Consider the following 17,325-nt stretch of genomic DNA (forward strand, 5'->3'; position numbering starts at 1 on the left):
TCGGTGTGGGTGTACACGCGGCCCACGCGCCCCTGATCACGCGGCCACCGTTCCACCCCCGGCTCATCCCTTGTATGCCAGAACGAGACCGAGGATTCTCGACCCCATTCACCGATGCCTCCCCCACGATTGTATCGAACATGAAGCCTGAAGGCATCTTCTGTTCTCGGGCAAGCACAGGCGTTGTCACGCTGCGTCAGCGAACGGGCCTTCCTCCGCAGCTCTCGCTCTCTCAAGCTCCGATTCAAAATGTTCCACAGGCCCCTGCAGGGGTTTACTAGGACGATGGTGATACGGGCGTAGGCCATCACCGGAACCTACCGGTGCGACCCCGACCTCCGCGCGGGTCGGAAGCGGCGGCAGCGGCTCGGGAGAATTACCGGGACGGCGCATCAAATCCAGCTCCGAATCGGTGAACCACTCGTTAACGGCGTAGATTGACACCTGTCGGTCCTTATACACCGGCGTGACACCCGGGGTATGCCAGAGTTCAACCTCCATCTCCGGGACCGGTTCCTGGAACGCCCAGAAGCTAGGTGGCGACACATAGATATAGTGGACGCGCAGCTCCCGCGCCGCGAGATCCAGCTCATTCTCCATATCCGGGTCATCATAGTTACCGGTACCAATCCGATTCGGGTTCCAGTACATCCGATTCGTCGCACTGGTCAGTGGAATAGTTGGCCACAGGTAATGCCGAAAAACACTGGGCAGCGAATTGTACGCGTACATCCACCCGGAACCGTCTGCCGGATTGCTCATGATCGTTCCACTGTAGGCCAACGGCTGTTTCGCCAACCAGCGGAACGCCTTCAGATCCGTATCATCGACCATGCGCCCGTCCCGGGCAGCCCCGATCGCAAAATCAGAGACGACACGCATCTCATCCTCGGCCTCCTGCATGAGAAAGAACCCGCCCACCAGCGCAGCCACAACCGACAACGGCACCGAGACACGCACGTAACGACGTATCGGTCCCAGCAGTATCAGCCGTCCGACAGCAGCGAGTGCCACCGCCGCCGCAGCAGCGGTAAGTAGCGCAACCGGCATAACGAGGCGATGCCCCGTGTTGTAATGCAGCGATCCGATCTGCGTAGCCAAGCCACTCCACCACGAATCTCCGAAAGGAAGAAGTGAGTTCACGGTGACAACGACACTGAGGAACCAGAACAACGGGGCCCAAAAATTGCGCCGCCACACGATAAGCACGACTGCGCCCACTGCGGCCGCCCACAACAGGGGTTCATGAACCCCGAAGTCACCGGCGTGCCGCGTCTGCATCTGGATTGCAACCCACCAGGCCTCACTCCGGGTCAAATCTTCATAAGCGACAAAAGACTTGACCTCCTCACTCTGCCCGAGTCCAGTGAGAATCTGAGGCAGCAAGACAAGTGTTCCGACAAGACCCGTCGAAGCGAGAATGAGGAAGTCCCGTACCCGGAACCATATCTCCTCCCGCCGATTCGACGGTTTCCTCGACGGCCGCCAGACCAGGGCCAGCAACCACCACAAGCCGAGCCCGATCACAACAATCGTTGCCGCCGACGGATGAGTCTCCACCATCCCGACGAAAACAAGGACGGTGGCGAACGCTCGAACAGGTACAGCAGGTACCGACATGAACAGGGCAAGAACGATGAAAGCCATACCGATCGCCGCGAGATAGGGCCATGCGCCGACGTAGTAACCCACCCAATAGAGAACCGGCATAGGGACAACTATGATCGCCGCAAACCCCGCCGCGATCTGTGCCGTGACGCCCCGGTTGCCGACCAACCGCCAGGCCAGAACAGCGGCGGCCATCGGAAGCAGGATCGCCGGTAGGACGACCGAAACCAGATTAATCGACGCGATCACGGACATCCCCGTCAGTTCCCGAACGAGAGCCGCCCCGGCATGCCACGCGGTCGGATAGAAGAGAACCTCACGGGATTCAATATTCTGGAGTTCCCCCATCCGCGTCGGTGATGCAACCCCGGTTTCCTCGATGAACCGGACAACGCTCGCATGCCAGTGCACGTCCCAGCCCTGGAAGATGTTCTCCATTCCGTACCGGGTCTGCCGCAGCAGATCCAAGCTACGTGAGAGCAGCAGGACAAAAGCGACCAGTACGCCGGACAGCGGAAGGACCCACACAGGATCGAGAATCGAGCCTGCAAGCCAGCGCTCCTCACGCTGCTTCGATCTCGCCAAAGCCACTTCCGCATCCACGGATCCCGATTCCGGAGGAATCTCCTTCGGAACCCGATGCCGCGGAACCGGGTTACCGTTCAAACCTTCCGCGGGAGAATCCGGCTCCTGTCCCCGATGGGACGCCATCTCCACGGTGCGTGCGAAAGAACGGTCCGGCGCCACAGCAACGACCTGCTCAGGACCGGCTTCCGGAGGAGAGTCTGGGATCGGTGGTACATCGCAGGACATATCGGACGCGCCACCAGCATCCTCCCCGGTATCTGACGATGCCGGTTCCTCACCACAGTCCGGGACCTCCCGGAATCGGTCACGTCGCCTCCGGTCCATGGCTAGCGCCGCTAGTCTCCACCCAGTCGCGAGCACGAGGATAAACACGGTGAACACTCCGACGCTACGGAAATCATAGGCATAAGGAGTGAGTCCGTAGAACCAGGCGGCGAGTCCGTATATTCCGAAACTCGCGGGAACAGATGCCACACCAGCCCAGGGGGCCCGGAGCCCGGAGACCCTGCAGACAAGGAATCCAGGCAATGTGAATACAGCTACAGCGATGAGAGCTGCCTGGTACACGTCCACGAGAATTTCCTCACCTCCACGCCAACCGGATCACGGCCCCTGCCAGAACCGAATGTGTACTTCCACGGGGGATGTTCCGGTTCACCCAACCGAACACTGTTCGACTACAAGAGTCTAACCGTCCGAGCGGCCCTCGCATGCAGGACTCGCGCCGTTCTCCGGGTCTGCACAGATGGGATCTCCTAGAATATCTCTTCGAAGTAGGGGTTACCTTCCGGACATCCCTTTCCCCGGGCCCGGTGTTCCTCGCCCTTCAGGATCCGAACTCCCCGCGTTTCCTCAGCCCGTCGAGCCAATTCACTGTCATCCGGGTAATCAACTCCGACGAGGGACAAACCGTTCGCCGGTGCCACCGGTACCTGCTGGGAACGGGTACGCTCACTCAATAATCCACCCGTGAATCCGGGGGAACGACGTCCTTCTCCGACCGCCAGGCACGCCCCAACCAAGGATCGCACCATGGACCAACAGAATGCATCCGCGGTAACTTCAGCGAGATAGAGTTCAGGTTCTTCAGCGGTGGAGATGTCCCGCCACGTGAACGCCTGGAGATCACGAACTGTGGTCGCGCCAGGTTTCGCCCGACAGAACGCCGCGAAATCGTTGAGCCCGGTGAGAACCTGCGCCGATTCACGCATGGCGTCCAGATCCACCGGTTTCGGCCAGTGTGCCGTGTCCCTGGATCGTGTCGGTAGCGCCCCCCGGGGATGCGTGGTCACGCGGTAGGCGTAATGCCTCCGAAGCGCGGAGAAACGGGCGTCGAAACCCTCGGGGGCCCTCGTGCAACGGTGTACCCGAACATCGGGGGGAAGAAGTCGGGCGAGTCGGCGCACAAGAGCTGAGGGATCGTTGCCGATCGAACGGGTGTCCAGACTGGTGGCCGGGACATCAATGTGCGCAACTTGGGCGTTAGCATGCACTCCCGCGTCAGTCCTCCCTGCGACTGTCAACATGGCGGGACACCGCAGTATGGTCGACAGAGCCTTTTCGACGGTTCCCTGAACCGTACGTAGCTCTTCGCCATCTCGTGGTACCTGTTTCGCCCAGCCATGGAAGTCCGTACCATCATAGGCCAGATCGAGACGAAGCCGAATGTACCCGGAATGATCCGGGGCGCGTTGGGGAGCTTTCACAGCGGATCAGTCTACAGACCGGCCCCTGTGGACGGCGATATGGCGATTCTTCTATGTCCCGGTTGCGCCCGAAAAACGACGAGAACCCACCGCACGCTCTTCTCCCACGAGGAGATGCGTGCGGTGGGTTCTCGTTTCGGTTCAATCCCTCAGGATGATGAACCTCACGCGAGAATTACTTCTCGTCTTCGACCTTCTCCGGCTCAGCTTCCGCTTCAGCCGGGGTGGGGACGTCATCCTGCTCCGCCTCAGCGGCCTCTTCAGCCGCCTGGGCGTCGGTGGACTCGTCAGCTTCGACCTCGACGACCTCTTCCTCAGTCTTCTTGGAAGCGGCGGCGCGGGCGGCACGGGTAGCCTCCGCGGAGACGGTCTCCTCGAGGACGAGTGAGATCTGGCTCATCGGGGCGTTGTCGCCCTTCCGGTTCTCGAGCTTGATGATGCGGGTGTAGCCGCCATCACGGTTCGCGAACTTCGGCGCCAGTTCATTGAACAGGTAAGCGACGACGTCCTTCTGGTTGACCAGCTTGAGGACGTTACGACGGTCAGCGACGGTGCCGCTCTTCGCCTTGGTGATGAGCTTTTCCGCGTACGGGCGAAGTAGCTTCGCCTTGGCGTCGGTGGTCTTGATAGCGCCGTGCTCGAACAGCTGGGCAGCGAGATTCGCCAGGATCTTCTTCTGGTGCTGCGCCGAACCGCCGAAACGGGCGCCCTTCTTGGGCTTGGGCATTGGGGGTACTCCTCGTGTACGTGTGTGTGAGCGCGGCGACCACTGTCCTTCGATCCGTGGACCATCGGTGGCCGCCTGGGCGTGCTACCCGGGTATTACTCGGAATCGTCGCCGTCGATATCGATGAAGTCACCGGTCTCGGCGTCATATCCCTCAATGGTCGAGGGATCGAAGTCCTCCGGTGCGTCCTTCAACGTCAGACCCAGGTTGGCCAGCTTGATCTTCACTTCGTTGATCGATTTCTGACCGAAGTTCCGAATGTCGAGCAGATCCGATTCAGTGCACTCCGCGAGTTCACCGACGGTGTGGATCTCCTGACGCTTCAAGCAGTTGTAGGAACGAACGGAGAAGTTCAGGTCCTCGATGGCCATACTGTAGTTGGCGTTGATCTCGGTCTCCTGGTTTGAGGGACCGAGATCAATGCCTTCCGCATTGGTATTGAGTTCGCGCGCGAGCCCGAACAGTTCAACCAGTGTCTTGCCTGCTGACGCCAGGGCGTCACGGGCGGTGATTGAGTTCTTCGTCTCAACATCGATGACCAGCTTGTCGAAGTCCGTGCGCTGTTTGACACGGGTTGCCTCGACCTTGTAGCTCACCTTGAGAACCGGAGAGTAGATCTGATCCACCGGAATCCGACCGATCTCTCCGGAATCACTGGTCAGGGTGGCGGGCACATAACCTCGCCCACGCTCGACGACCAGCTCGATGTCGATCTTGCCTTGCTCATTCAGCGTTGCGATGTGGAGGTCCGGATTGTGGACCTCAACACCCGCCGGAGGCTCGATGTCCGCTGCGGTAACCACACCAGCCCCCTCCTTGCGGAGGTACATGACGACGGGATCCTCGGAATCCGAGGACAGTACGAGACCCTTGATGTTCAGGATAATGTCGCTGACATCCTCCTTGACACCCGAGATCGTGGTGAACTCGTGGAGGACACCCTCGATCTTGACGCTCGTGACCGCTGCACCCGGGATGGACGACAGCAGCGTACGGCGCAGGGAATTGCCGAGGGTGTACCCGAAGCCGGGCTCCAAGGGTTCAATGGTGAACCGGGAACGAGACGAGTCGATGTACTCCTCGTGAAGCTCCGGACGCGTTGAAATGAGCATGTGGTGACGATCTCCTTTGGTGACGCCCACTATTTGACGTCAATAGGCAGACAGATGACGGTGTGGCAAAAGCCACGCGACGACTGTCCTGTGACCGGCTTCCCGGTGCCGAGAAGCCGAGGACAAGCCGATTACTTCGAGTAGTACTCGACGATGAGCTGCTCCTGCAGCGGAACATCGATCTGAGCACGCTCGGGCAACTGGTGCACGAGGATGCGCAGGGTGTCCGGAACAACCTGAAGCCAGGCCGGGACGACGGAATCGACAAGTCGATCCTGTGCGTCTTCGAACCACTCCATCTTGCGGGACTTCGGTCGCACGTCGATGATGTCGTACTGCGAAACCCGGTAAGACGGTACATTGACCTTCTTGTTGTTCACGGTGAAGTGTCCGTGGGAGACGAGCTGACGTGCCTGACGACGAGTCCGAGCGAGACCAGCGCGGTAAACCACGTTGTCGAGACGAGACTCGAGGAGGATGACCAGGTTGTCGCCGGTTTTACCGGGGCGTCGGTTCGCCTCAGCATAGTAGCGACGGAACTGCTTCTCCATGACGCCGTAGGTGAAGCGAGCCTTCTGCTTCTCCTGGAGCTGGAGCAGGTACTCGGACTCCTTGATGCGAGCACGGCCAGCCTGCCCCGGAGGGTAGGGGCGGCGTTCGAAGGCCATATCTCCGCCGACGAGGTCGACGCGGAGGCGACGGGATTTACGGGTGACTGGGCCGGTATAACGAGCCATAGTGTGTCTGTTTCCTTTCCCTGCTAGACGCGGCGGCGCTTCGGCGGACGGCAGCCATTGTGCGGCTGAGGCGTCACGTCGGTGATCTGGACGACCTCAAGGCCGGCGGCCGAGAGGGAACGGATAGCGGTTTCGCGGCCTGAGCCCGGGCCCTTGACGTAGACGTCGACCTTCTTCATTCCGTGTTCCATCGCCTTACGGGCGGCGTTTTCGGCAGCCATCTGGGCAGCGAAGGGAGTCGACTTACGTGACCCCTTGAAGCCAACGTGGCCGGACGAGGCCCACGAGATGACCGCACCATTCGGATCCGTGATGGACACGATGGTGTTGTTGAAGGTGGACTTGATGTGTGCGGCGCCGTGCGCCACGTTCTTCTTTACGACGCGGCGGCCAGTGCGGCGCGCGCCAGAGCGTGCTTTAGGAGGCATGAGTTACTTCTTCTTTCCGGCGATCGTCTTCTTCGGACCCTTACGCGTACGTGCGTTGGTCTTGGTGCGCTGGCCACGGACGGGCAGACCACGACGGTGGCGCAGCCCCTGATAGCAACCGATCTCGATCTTGCGGCGGATATCCGCCTGAACCTGGCGGCGGAGGTCACCCTCGACCTTCCAGGTTGCTTCGATCACGTCACGGAGAGCAGCGATCTGCTCATCCGTGAGGTTGTCGGTGCGCAGGTCCGGAGAGACGCCGGTCTCTTCCAGCAGCTTCTTGGCTCGGGCGGGCCCGATGCCGTAAATGTAGGTCAGAGCTACCTCCATGCGCTTGTTGCGCGGGAGGTCAACTCCAGCAAGGCGTGCCATATGGCAGTTTCCTTCCGGTTGGTCCGGTGGTTTTCCCCACACCCGTCCCCGTCTGCTGATGCTTCATCCGGGCGGATGCCGGAAAGTGGATCAGGGGTACACGGGGCTTCGGCCACCGATGCCGAAGGTGCATGATGCACGTGTCACGGAGCGCATGATGACTGATCCAGGGAATCAGTACAGCGCAGGACACGTGCGGTGAGTGTGGAGGCTGATGTTTTTCTTACTTGTAGCGGTAGACGATGCGTCCGCGGGTCAGATCGTAGGGGCTCAGAGCCACGACGACGCGATCCTCCGGCAGAATACGGATGTAGTGCTGGCGCATCTTGCCGCTGATGTGTGCAAGAACTTTGTGCCCGTTGTCGAGTTCGACACGGAACATCGCATTCGGCAAAGGCTCGACTACTCGGCCCTCAACCTCGATGGCGCCTTCCTTCTTAGCCATATCCTCCACGTTTCTCCGGTACCGCACATATTGTGAGGCGTTCTCCGGTAGATAGTTGACTGCATTGCCTATTCCGACAAGCGGTGCGCATGATGGTGCACACCAACGTCTGACAATACGCGGAACAGTCCAGTAGCGCAATCCCGGCACAGATGGGTCTACCCCGGTGATTCAGTGAATCACCGGGGTAGACCCATCTGGAGAGACACCGCAGGTTAGTAGACGTACACCATGTCCCCGACCTGAAGGGTATCGAAATATCGGACGGCATCATCGTGATTGAGGTGTATGCAACCGTGCGACCACAAGTTCACATCACCCTCATGAAAAGCGATTCCGGTGTTCGTGAAATACACTGAATAAGGCATCGGCGCATTATTGAACTCGCGGGAGATCTCGTGCCGTACCTTACGATTCACGTAATGTGTGCCCTTCGGAGTCTCCCAGCCCGAGGCCCCCGAGGACATCGGTACAGCACCATGCGTGACGCGACCGTTCTCCTGCAGCCACGTCCGTTGTTTCGTCAGGTCGATACACGCACGCGCCGCCGGCGGGCAGGATCCCCGGTCGAAAGCGGGTTCAGTAACGGCCGGAGCGGGTTCCTGCCGTGCAGATTGCTCCGCTTCGCGCTGAGCGATCAGACCGGGGAAAAACACATCGACGGTACCGTCGGTCAAAGCCCGGACCCCATCTCCGATGACCGGAGGCAATCCGGCGGAACGCTGATGAATATCATTACGGACGTTCCAGGCGTCATCATTGAGATTACTGGACCCCCCCGATGACCCCACATCTGGAGCGGCAATCGCCGTTGCCGGGGAGAACAGGAAACCGAGGGCGACGGTGACAACGACAGCGGCGATTCGACGGCGCGGCACTGACGTCCCCGCGGTTCTGCTGGTGATAGCTGGGTACATGGCTGCTTATCCTAGTCCGTAACCGTGTAAACGTGGAATTCCCCCGCCGATACCACCACTCTAATCAGTACCGGGGCGTGAGAATCCGGGGTCCCCCGGAAGTCGCAGCAACGGTGTGCTCCCAATGGCTGGCACGGGAACCATCGAGTGTCACCACCGTCCAGTCATCCTCCAGCACCGCTGAGTCCGGCGTACCGACCGCGAGCATTGGTTCGATCGCGAGCACACTCCCCTCGCCGATGACGGGTCCTCTTCCGGGCCTCCCCTCGTTAGCGAGAAACGGGTCCTCATGCATCTCCCGCCCTATTCCGTGGCCCCCGTACCCGTCCACGATATGGAGCGTGACCCCGAATTTTTCGGCGGCGACGGCGGTGGCCCGGCCGAGCGCATGGGACACATCGGTCAGCCTATTGCCCGGGATCATCGCCTTCATCCCTTCGTCGAGAACCCATCTCGTCGCATCGTTGAGCCTTTCAGAGGTGTCATCGAGCTCCCCGATTCCGAAGGTCCAAGCAGAATCACCCACCCACCCGTCGAGTGTTGCACCACAATCGATCGAAACAAGGTCACCTGGTGCCAGGACCGTCTGCGATTTCGGGATGCCATGAACGATGACCTCATTCACCGAGGCACAGATCGATCCCGGGAAGCCGTGGTACCCGAGAAACGTGGGATGAGCCCCATGCTCCCGGATCGTCGCCTCAGCGATCGCATCCAGTTCCAGAGTGCTGACGCCGGGGGCGGCCGCAGCACGGACCGCTTGGAGCGCTTTCCCCACGATCTCCCCTGCGGCCTGCATCGCATCGAGTTCTCCGGGTGTCCGCGTGGGCATCGTTCGTTGGCGTTTTCGGAAGGCCATTATCTAGTTCTGCTCCTCATTGAATTGATGGATGATGGTGCGCGAGAAGGCCCGTTCGAAAGATCCTTCGAAATAACGGAGGACCGGCCGCCGATGCGGTCCGGTCCTCCGTCGTACCCTATTTAGGTTCCATGCGCACTACGGCTCGAAAACCCCGCTTACTTCTTCAGGGCCGCCATGGTGCGCTCGTTGATGTCCTGGACGGAGCCTTCGGCTTCGATGGGAATAATCACGTCGGCGTAATGATCGATCAGGGGTGCGGTCTCATCACGGTAGACACCCAGCCGGGTCCGAATGGTCTCTTCATTGTCATCTGCGCGACCACGGGAGAGCATGCGTTCGACTACAATATCTTCGGCGACCTTGAACTGGATGACACCATCAAGTTCATGCCCCAACTTCTCCAGCATCTTCTCCAGCAGCTCAGCCTGCTCAACCGTCCGAGGGAAACCGTCGAGGAGGAAACCCTCACGAGCATCCTCTTCCGCCAGCCGAGACTCAACCATCCTCGCGGTGACATCCGTCGGGACGAGCTTTCCGGCGTCCATGTAGCTCTTGGCCTCAAGTCCGAGCGGGGTACCTTCACCGATGTTGGCGCGGAAGAGATCGCCCGTGGAGATGTGCGGGACATTGAGCTTCTCAGAGAGAATGGCGGCTTGAGTACCCTTGCCCGCACCAGGGGGACCAAGGAGAACAAGTCTCATTTGAGGAATCCTTCATAGTTAGACTGCAGCAACTGGCTTTCAATCTGCTTCACCGTGGTCAGTGCAACCGACACGAGAATCAGGATCGCGGTGCCACCGAACGGGGTGGACCCGGCCGAACTACCGACTCCCAAATCGAGCATGAGGTTCGGCAGTACGGCAATGATACCCAGGTAGAACGCGCCCACGAAGAGAAGCCGGTTCATGACGAAACCAAGGTATTCGGCGGTGGGCCTACCGGGACGTATCCCGGGGATGAATCCACCGTACTTCTTCATGTTCTCGGCCTGCTCATTGGGGTCGTACTGGACCGACACGTAAAAGTAGCTGAAGAAAATGATCATGGTGAAGTACAGGACAATGTACTGCCATGACGACGGTGTCTGCAGATACTGGACGACATTGTTCTGCCACCAGTTGTCCGGGGAAACGGTACCCCCCGAATTGATGATCTGAGTGATCAGAACCGGAACGTAGATGATCGACGAAGCGAAGATGACCGGAATAACACCACCCTGGTTGACCTTCAGCGGAAGATAGGTCGACGTCCCTCCGTACTGGCGACGGCCGACCATGCGCTTCGCGTACTGAACCGGGATACGGCGCTGCCCCTGCTCAATGAAGACGACGCCGATGACGAGGATGAGAACCGCGATGAGAACCATGGTGAAGACGAGACCGCCGGAACTCGCCAGAATCCCCGCGCCATCCGTCGGCAGCCTGGTGGCGATACCGGCGAAGATCAGGAGGGACATGCCGTTTCCGATACCACGCTCCGTCATCAGTTCACCGATCCACATCAGCAGAACAGCACCCGAGGTCATGACGAAGACCAGAAGAACCAGGTCGAAGATATTACGTTCCGGGATAAGCACCTCAAATCCCGACCCCAGCAACTGCCCACGATCAGCCAGAGCGACAATCCCCGCAGACTGCAGGAGTGCCAGAGCGACCGTGAGATAACGGGTGTACTGCGTCATCTTCGCTTGTCCGGACTGCCCCTCTTTCTTGAGCTCCTCGAAGTGGGGAATGACGACGGTGAGCAACTGCGTGATGATGGACGCAGTGATGTACGGCATGATGCCAACCGCAAAAATACTGAGCTGGAGCAACGCACCGCCCGAGAACAGATTGATCAGCGAGTAGACGCTGGACTGATCCTGGGTGAGATCACGCAACCGACCCGCGATCGCGCCGTAATTGACGCCCGGGGACGGGATCTGGGCACCGATACGGTACAAGATGATCATCGCAATAGTGAACAAGATCTTCTTGCGTAGATCAGCGTCCTTGAATGCCGAGACGATGGCGGACACATATCCTCCTGCTGGCTCCCCCCGCCGCAGAAAGCCCCGATGGGCTTCGACCCTACGACGAGGGTCCGCGGTTTCATGGAGAAGGTGACGGTAATTGAGATTCTTCTTCGATGTACCACATCGGACCCGACAACCGCTGGCGGCGGGGTCGGTCAGTGGCACAGAAGTTGTACGACTACGTAATCCTACCAGCCCCTTGCAAAGGGCACACATACTGGGGCTGAAACACACATGAAGACATGCCCATATTCCAGCATCGTTGCTGTACAGGAACCCAGGAATCAGTTAACGCCAGTACCAGCTTAAGCAGGTGCCAACTACTAGTGCCGTACCTAGTGGCCTTCCCTCGGTCTCTTTCGGCTCACATGCTTTGAAAACACTGTGTCCCTGTCTCCAAAAATCAACAGGTAACACTGTCCGCCGGGGACATCGGGAACACCGTACAAGGAGAAACCGCAACCGAGAGAAGGCTCTTCCCCCAGCAAGGGGTCGTCACAGATAACGAAAACCCCGTACTCCTCTGTTACGGGGAGTACGGGGGCTTTCGTTTAGGTGCCTGTCCATTTCCGGAAACCGGGAGGAACCTGCGACCTGTCTCAGGCGTTTCTGTTACTTGCCTTCGGCCATCACGGAACCACCTGCGGCCTCGATCTTCTCCTTCGCGGAGTTCGAGAACTTGGTGGCGGTGACGTTGACCTTGACACTGATCTCGCCATTGCCGAGCACTTTAACGGGCTGCTTGGCGCGGACGAGGCCGGCTGCCACGAGGTCAGCGACGGTGATGTCGCCGCCCTCGGGGAATGCCTTCTCGAGATCGGAGACGTTGACCACCTGGAAGGTGATCTTCGCCGGATTCTTGAAGCCCTTCAGCTTCGGCAGACGCATGTGCAGCGGCATCTGGCCGCCTTCGAATGCTGCCGAAACCTGCTTGCGAGCCTTGGTACCTTTGGTACCGCGACCAGCGGTCTTACCTTTGGAGGCCTCGCCTCGACCGACACGGGTCTTAGCTTTGTTCGCGCCCTTGGCGGGACGCAGATCGTGAAGCTTGATGGGATCGCTCATTTAACTACCTACTCCCCCGCCACTTCTTCAACCTCGACCATGTGGCGCACCACGTTGACCAGTCCTCGCACCTCAGGGGTGTCGGGCCGGACCACAGAGTGGCGGATGCGCTTGAGACCGAGAGTACGCAGCGAGTCCTTCTGGTTCTTCTTGGCACCGACTGTGCCCTTGAGCTGGGTGATCTTGAGGGCCATTGATTAAGCCTCCTTGCCTGCGCGAGCGCGTAGCATCCGAGCCGGGGCGACCTCTTCGAGAGTCTTGCCACGGCGGGCGGCGACCTCTTCGGGACGAACGAGCTGCTTCAGACCGGCGACGGTAGCGTGCACAACGTTGATGGCGTTGTCGGAGCCCAGGGACTTGCAGAGAATGTCCTGGATACCAGCACACTCGAGCACCGGGCGGGCAGCGCCACCGGCGATGACTCCGGTACCCGGAGCAGCCGGGCGCATCATGACGATGCCCGCTGCCGCTTCACCCTGGACCGGGTGCGTGATGGTTCCGGCGACCATAGGGACACGGAAGAAGTTCTTGCGAGCTTCCTCTGTACCCTTCTGGATGGCCGCGGGAACTTCCTTGGCCTTGCCGTAACCGACGCCGACCATGCCCTGGCCGTCGCCCACGATCACGAGAGCGGTGAAGCTGAAGCGACGACCACCCTTGACGACCTTGGACACGCGATTGATGGTGACGACGCGCTCGATGTACTGGTTACGCTCGTCCTGCTGCTGATTGCGACGATCATCGCGGCGTCCTCCGCCACGGCGCTCGTTGCGGTTGTTGTTGTCTTTGCTGTTGGTGGTGCTATCGGCGGAGCGTCCGCCGTCACGCCGTTCACGTCCCGGCATTACGCGATCCTTCCGTTGTTGATCTTGGTGAAAGCGGTCATCAGAACTTCAGACCACCTTCGCGGGCGGCGTCAGCCAGAGAGGCGACACGTCCGTGGTACTTGTAGCCGGCGCGGTCGAATTTGACCGACTCAATGCCGGCTTCCTTCGCACGCTCGGCGATGAGGGTTCCGACCTTGGCGGCGCGGGCCTTCTTGTCGCCTTCGATGCCACGGATCTCCGGTTCCATCGTGGACGCGGCAGCCAGGGTGTGGCCAGCCAAGTCGTCGATGATCTGGACGTGCATGTGACGCGAGGTGCGGTGCACCACGAGACGAGGGGTCTCCGCTGTTCCACGCATGTGCTTGCGCAGGCGCGCATGGCGGCGCGTGCGAGCGACACGACGGCGGGTGGAGATATCCCGACCGATGGGGAGGCGCTTGTTCTGTGCAGTGTTGCTCATTACTTACCCGTCTTTCCGACCTTGCGGCGGATCTGCTCACCGGCGTAACGGATGCCCTTACCCTTGTAGGGGTCATCCTTGCGCAGGCGGCGGATGTTCGCGGCGATCTGGCCGACCTTCTGCTTGTCAATACCCGTGATGGAGAACTTCGTGTTGCCGTCGACGGCGAAGGTGATACCCTCCGGAGCTTCGATCAGGATCGGGTGGCTGTAGCCGAGAGCGAACTCGAGGTTGCTGCCCTTGGCCTGAACGCGGTAACCGACACCGAAGATTTCCATCTTGATGGTGTAGCCCTCGGTGACACCGACAACCATGTTGTTGACGAGTGATCGGGACAGGCCGTGCAGGGCGCGGCTCTTGCGGTGATCGTCCGGGCGGGAAACGACGATCTCGTTTTCCTCCTGGACGACGGTAATCGGAGCCGGGATCGCCTGGGCCAGGGTTCCCTTGGGACCCTTGACCTCGACATTCTGGCCGTCGATGGTGATGGTGACGCCGTTCGGGACGACGATCGGGTTTTTACCGATACGCGACATTGTTGCTCAATCCTCCCTTACCAGACGTAGGCGAGAACTTCTCCGCCTACACCCTTCTCGGTAGCCTGACGATCGGTCAGCAGACCCTGGGACGTGGAGATGATGGCCACGCCCAGGCCTCCGAGAACCTTCGGCAGGTTGGTGGACTTGGCGTAAACGCGCAGGCCCGGCTTGGACACGCGGCGAACACCCGCAATGGAGCGTTCGCGGGACGGACCGTACTTCAGCGTCAGCGAAAGGGTCTTGCCCACCTTCGCATCTTCGACGCTGTAGTCGGCGATGTAGCCTTCCTGCTTCAGAATCTCAGCAATGTTCGCCTTGAGAGTCGAGGAGGGCATCGACACGGTGTCGTGGAACGCGTTATTCGCGTTACGCACGCGCGACAACATGTCGGCGATAGGATCAGTCATGGTCATGGCAGACCAGTAGCCTTTCTCGTTGCGGTTCCCCTGATCACGCTAATGACCACCCGGCGTTATCATCTTCTCCCTGGCCACTTGTCGCCACAATCCACTTAGTAGTGGTGCAGCTCGCTGCCAGCAGTAACCGATGGACGCCATCGGGCGGGGGGCCTACAACAAAGTAGGAGTGGAACGTCTGTACGTTTTCGTGACGGTATTGTCACAAGGGACCTGCACGACACCCGCATCCTGATGCACGGGGCAGCATGATCACGAGCGAACGCAAGTCCAACAGATCACATTACCGCAGTTGAACGGCAGTAAGCAAGCTGTTGGTCCCGACACCTAACGAATTCCGTTTACAAGGGGAGAACAACGCTCAGTTCCCACCCAGGATGACGCCCCCTTCCGGGGTCACGGTGACATCAGCCGCCAACGCCGCAGCCAGATTCAACCGCTGCCAAGAGCCCTGAGAACCCGTCACATCAAGGGGCATCCCGGCAGGTCCGGCTGTCTTACGGAGGATTTCCGCACGTTGCGCATAAGACAACTCTGGAAATGCCCCGAGAAGCAGATCAGGAGCTGCCTGCGGCACGATCATCGGTGCTGCCGTATCTCCCATCGGAGTGAACCCGTAATTCATCCGCCGGGTGTAGTCCCCCACCGGATCAGCGGAGTATGCGGGCCCCACCGACGCACATTCGGAGAGGGAGGCTCCGCACCGCCATTCCAACTCCGCCCGGATCTCAGCGGCGGCAGCGATGAGGTTGGCCCGCATTTTCGGATCATTCCACCGATCCGCTGCAGCGGCGGTACCGGTCATCCTGCCGCCGATGACGTCAAGCGGATAATGCACGCCCATCACCAGGCGGTGCTCCCCCGCCTCAGACCCACGGGCGAGTATCTGTGGACCGAACTCCGGGAGCATCACAGCCAGCAGCGTGGTTGTCCACGTGGCCTGGTTCGTGTGCCCGGAGGGGAAGGATTTCGAGGTGGTGTAGAAATCCCGGTCCGCCGCGACGAATTTGGTGATGCGGTCGGGCGCTACGACGAAGGGACGCGGATTGTCGAAAATTTCCTTCTCCACGAACGTAGAGCTGGCTGGGCCACCGGCACGCGCGAACCATCCACCACCGAGCAGCATCCGGGTTTTGGGGAGCCGGTTCTCTGCGAGTGCAGCCCGGAAATGCTGCGCCAGGACAGGCCCCAGGGCGTCAGCCACGGGATCAAGCACGCCGTCCCGGTCCGCCCTCGCGTCCACCTGTGCACGGAGGATCCGGGCCGGGTCGTTCCTAGCGGCATTGTTTACCGCGATAACCTGCTCCAGGTTGGAACTCATCACATCCGGGTTCTCCCGGATTTCCCCGAATGAGCCGATCACATCGAGATAGATGCCGTAGGGATGCGAACTGATGTCGGAGATGTAGCCCACGTAGTCCTGCGGCCCGAAAGGGACGGGCACCGGTGCGCCATCGTGATGGACGGCGATCTCCTGGCCCGGAAGTTTCCCTGGCACGGGAGGCAGTTCGATCGCCTGTACCGACTGTGCGCAGAGGGTTGCGAACGCGAGGGAGGATACGGTGGCGACAACGTGGCGACGGTACGACATGGCCGACAGTCTAGGGCACCCGCCAGAGGCAGGAACACTATCCCGCCGGGTGCTCACCGGATCGTCATTGTCCGTTCACGTCCTGCGGGGAAACGGGGGTGGTTCAGTTTCTCTTGAGCTCATGCTCCAGAGCATCAAGTTCGCCGCCGCCGGCCATCTGGAGGGCAAGTTCATCGATACTAGTGTTCTCCCGATTCACAGCGAGGATCTGTCGGCCGAGTCCGAGGACGATGAACTCATCTCCGACGAGATAGGCGTGGTGCGGGTTGTGGGTGATGAGGATGACGGCGATTCCCCGATCGCGGGCATCAGCCACGAATTTGAGCACCATACCGGATTGTTTGACACCCAGTGCTGCGGTGGGTTCATCGAGGATGACGACGCGGGCCCCGAAGTAGATGGCCCGCGCGATGGCGACGACCTGGCGTTGTCCTCCGGAGAGTCGGTTCACCTGGACATCGACATCAGGAAGATCGATTCCCATCGCCAGGAGCTGATCACGGGTGATCCTGCGCATCTCCGCGGCCCGGAGGTGTCCGAACGGACCGGTGGTCAGTTCCTGACCGAGGAAGAAGTTTCGCCAGACGGGCATGGTTCCGACGACAGCGAGGTCCTGGTACACGGTGGCGATACCGGCGTTGAGGGCGTCCTTCGGTCCACGGAAGTGGGCGACCTCACCGTCGATGAGCACGTCACCCGAGGTCGCGGAGTGAAGTCCCGAGAGGATCTTGATGAGTGTGGATTTACCCGCTCCATTATCCCCGAGGATGCAGGTGACCTCGCCTTCCCGGACGGTGAGATTGACTCCGGAGAGTGCGTTGAAGGCACCATATGACTTGGCGACGTCGCGTAGTTCGACGATGGCGGTACCCGTATCCCGGGATTCGGGCAGGGTGCTGGTGGTGTTCATC

At 60.2% G+C, this 17,325-nt stretch carries 20 protein-coding genes; all 20 read right to left on the minus strand.

From position 1 onward, the window contains the following. Positions 1-186: 186 nt before the first annotated feature. Positions 187-2,769, minus strand: coding sequence for a DUF6541 family protein (locus QWU44_RS04560; RefSeq protein ID WP_370914534.1), 2,583 nt, complete (start codon positions 2,767-2,769; stop codon positions 187-189). A gap of 182 nt (positions 2,770-2,951) precedes the next feature. Continuing rightward, positions 2,952-3,902, minus strand: coding sequence for a tRNA pseudouridine(38-40) synthase TruA (gene truA / locus QWU44_RS04565; RefSeq protein WP_370914535.1), 951 nt, complete (start codon positions 3,900-3,902; stop codon positions 2,952-2,954). 175 nt (positions 3,903-4,077) lie between these two features. After that, positions 4,078-4,629: a 50S ribosomal protein L17 gene (gene rplQ / locus QWU44_RS04570; RefSeq protein ID WP_370914536.1), complete on the minus strand. Its 552-nt coding sequence runs from the start codon at positions 4,627-4,629 to the stop codon at positions 4,078-4,080. A 95-nt stretch (positions 4,630-4,724) separates the two neighbouring features. Then, positions 4,725-5,741, minus strand: coding sequence for a DNA-directed RNA polymerase subunit alpha (locus QWU44_RS04575; RefSeq protein ID WP_370914537.1), 1,017 nt, complete (start codon positions 5,739-5,741; stop codon positions 4,725-4,727). A gap of 131 nt (positions 5,742-5,872) precedes the next feature. Beyond that, positions 5,873-6,478: a 30S ribosomal protein S4 gene (gene rpsD / locus QWU44_RS04580; protein WP_370914538.1), complete on the minus strand. Its 606-nt coding sequence runs from the start codon at positions 6,476-6,478 to the stop codon at positions 5,873-5,875. Positions 6,479-6,501: 23 nt separating this feature from the next. Beyond that, positions 6,502-6,906 carry a 30S ribosomal protein S11 gene (gene rpsK, locus QWU44_RS04585; protein WP_370914539.1) on the minus strand — a complete coding sequence of 135 codons (405 nt, stop codon included), beginning with the start codon at positions 6,904-6,906 and terminating at the stop codon, positions 6,502-6,504. A gap of 3 nt (positions 6,907-6,909) precedes the next feature. Further along, positions 6,910-7,278, minus strand: coding sequence for a 30S ribosomal protein S13 (gene rpsM, locus QWU44_RS04590; RefSeq protein ID WP_198734920.1), 369 nt, complete (start codon positions 7,276-7,278; stop codon positions 6,910-6,912). Positions 7,279-7,501: 223 nt separating this feature from the next. Further along, entirely contained in the window at positions 7,502-7,723 is a 222-nt protein-coding gene (gene infA, locus QWU44_RS04595) for a translation initiation factor IF-1 (RefSeq protein WP_075724780.1), read from the minus strand. Positions 7,724-7,938: 215 nt separating this feature from the next. Continuing rightward, complete coding sequence (locus QWU44_RS04600) at positions 7,939-8,640, minus strand: L,D-transpeptidase (RefSeq protein WP_370914540.1); 702 nt, start codon at positions 8,638-8,640, stop codon at positions 7,939-7,941. A 64-nt stretch (positions 8,641-8,704) separates the two neighbouring features. Beyond that, complete coding sequence (map, locus tag QWU44_RS04605) at positions 8,705-9,499, minus strand: type I methionyl aminopeptidase (RefSeq protein ID WP_370914541.1); 795 nt, start codon at positions 9,497-9,499, stop codon at positions 8,705-8,707. Positions 9,500-9,657: 158 nt separating this feature from the next. After that, positions 9,658-10,203 (minus strand): adenylate kinase, encoded by a 546-nt coding sequence (locus tag QWU44_RS04610; protein WP_370914542.1) that lies wholly within the window; start codon positions 10,201-10,203, stop codon positions 9,658-9,660. After that, a complete protein-coding gene (secY, locus tag QWU44_RS04615; RefSeq protein WP_370914543.1) occupies positions 10,200-11,519 on the minus strand; it encodes a preprotein translocase subunit SecY in 1,320 nt (439 codons plus the stop codon). Before secY ends, QWU44_RS04610 begins: the two co-directional genes overlap by 4 nt. A 609-nt stretch (positions 11,520-12,128) precedes the next feature. Next, positions 12,129-12,581, minus strand: a complete 453-nt coding sequence (gene rplO, locus QWU44_RS04620; RefSeq protein WP_370914544.1) for a 50S ribosomal protein L15 — start codon at positions 12,579-12,581, stop codon at positions 12,129-12,131. Positions 12,582-12,589: 8 nt separating this feature from the next. Further along, positions 12,590-12,775, minus strand: coding sequence for a 50S ribosomal protein L30 (gene rpmD / locus QWU44_RS04625; protein WP_200253855.1), 186 nt, complete (start codon positions 12,773-12,775; stop codon positions 12,590-12,592). A gap of 3 nt (positions 12,776-12,778) precedes the next feature. Then, positions 12,779-13,426: a 30S ribosomal protein S5 gene (gene rpsE / locus QWU44_RS04630; protein ID WP_370914545.1), complete on the minus strand. Its 648-nt coding sequence runs from the start codon at positions 13,424-13,426 to the stop codon at positions 12,779-12,781. A 40-nt stretch (positions 13,427-13,466) separates the two neighbouring features. After that, entirely contained in the window at positions 13,467-13,868 is a 402-nt protein-coding gene (rplR, locus tag QWU44_RS04635; protein WP_370914546.1) for a 50S ribosomal protein L18, read from the minus strand. Further along, a complete protein-coding gene (rplF, locus tag QWU44_RS04640; RefSeq protein ID WP_370914547.1) occupies positions 13,868-14,404 on the minus strand; it encodes a 50S ribosomal protein L6 in 537 nt (178 codons plus the stop codon). The genes rplR and rplF overlap by 1 nt, the downstream gene beginning before the upstream one ends. Positions 14,405-14,421: 17 nt before the next feature. Beyond that, a complete protein-coding gene (gene rpsH / locus QWU44_RS04645; protein WP_198734931.1) occupies positions 14,422-14,820 on the minus strand; it encodes a 30S ribosomal protein S8 in 399 nt (132 codons plus the stop codon). A 364-nt stretch (positions 14,821-15,184) separates the two neighbouring features. After that, the gene (locus QWU44_RS04650; RefSeq protein ID WP_370914548.1) at positions 15,185-16,414 is read right to left on the minus strand and encodes a phosphatase PAP2 family protein; all 1,230 of its coding nucleotides are present in this window, start codon (positions 16,412-16,414) and stop codon (positions 15,185-15,187) included. A 103-nt stretch (positions 16,415-16,517) separates the two neighbouring features. Next, the gene (locus QWU44_RS04655) at positions 16,518-17,324 is read right to left on the minus strand and encodes an ATP-binding cassette domain-containing protein (RefSeq protein ID WP_370914549.1); all 807 of its coding nucleotides are present in this window, start codon (positions 17,322-17,324) and stop codon (positions 16,518-16,520) included. Position 17,325 lies beyond the last annotated feature (1 nt).

Origin of the sequence: Corynebacterium sp. CCM 9203, assembly GCF_041357675.1 — a bacterium.
GTDB lineage: Bacteria > Actinomycetota > Actinomycetes > Mycobacteriales > Mycobacteriaceae > Corynebacterium.

Excerpts from the sequence above, each read along its gene's own strand:
- rpsE (WP_370914545.1), bottom strand. The coding sequence starts at position 13,426 with ATGCCGGGACGTGAACGGCGTGACGGCGGACGCTCCGCCGATAGCACC.
- rplQ (WP_370914536.1), bottom strand. The coding sequence starts at position 4,629 with ATGCCCAAGCCCAAGAAGGGCGCCCGTTTCGGCGGTTCGGCGCAGCAC.
- rplR (WP_370914546.1), bottom strand. The coding sequence starts at position 13,868 with ATGAGCAACACTGCACAGAACAAGCGCCTCCCCATCGGTCGGGATATC.
- map (WP_370914541.1), bottom strand. The coding sequence starts at position 9,499 with ATGGCCTTCCGAAAACGCCAACGAACGATGCCCACGCGGACACCCGGA.
- QWU44_RS04655 (WP_370914549.1), bottom strand. The coding sequence starts at position 17,324 with ATGAACACCACCAGCACCCTGCCCGAATCCCGGGATACGGGTACCGCC.
- rpmD (WP_200253855.1), bottom strand. The coding sequence starts at position 12,775 with ATGGCCCTCAAGATCACCCAGCTCAAGGGCACAGTCGGTGCCAAGAAG.
- rpsM (WP_198734920.1), bottom strand. The coding sequence starts at position 7,278 with ATGGCACGCCTTGCTGGAGTTGACCTCCCGCGCAACAAGCGCATGGAG.
- QWU44_RS04650 (WP_370914548.1), bottom strand. The coding sequence starts at position 16,414 with ATGTCGTACCGTCGCCACGTTGTCGCCACCGTATCCTCCCTCGCGTTC.
- QWU44_RS04575 (WP_370914537.1), bottom strand. The coding sequence starts at position 5,741 with ATGCTCATTTCAACGCGTCCGGAGCTTCACGAGGAGTACATCGACTCG.
- rpsK (WP_370914539.1), bottom strand. The coding sequence starts at position 6,906 with ATGCCTCCTAAAGCACGCTCTGGCGCGCGCCGCACTGGCCGCCGCGTC.
- rplF (WP_370914547.1), bottom strand. The coding sequence starts at position 14,404 with ATGTCGCGTATCGGTAAAAACCCGATCGTCGTCCCGAACGGCGTCACC.
- rpsH (WP_198734931.1), bottom strand. The coding sequence starts at position 14,820 with ATGACCATGACTGATCCTATCGCCGACATGTTGTCGCGCGTGCGTAAC.
- rpsD (WP_370914538.1), bottom strand. The coding sequence starts at position 6,478 with ATGGCTCGTTATACCGGCCCAGTCACCCGTAAATCCCGTCGCCTCCGC.
- QWU44_RS04610 (WP_370914542.1), bottom strand. The coding sequence starts at position 10,203 with ATGAGACTTGTTCTCCTTGGTCCCCCTGGTGCGGGCAAGGGTACTCAA.
- rplO (WP_370914544.1), bottom strand. The coding sequence starts at position 12,581 with ATGAGCGATCCCATCAAGCTTCACGATCTGCGTCCCGCCAAGGGCGCG.
- infA (WP_075724780.1), bottom strand. The coding sequence starts at position 7,723 with ATGGCTAAGAAGGAAGGCGCCATCGAGGTTGAGGGCCGAGTAGTCGAG.
- QWU44_RS04600 (WP_370914540.1), bottom strand. The coding sequence starts at position 8,640 with ATGTACCCAGCTATCACCAGCAGAACCGCGGGGACGTCAGTGCCGCGC.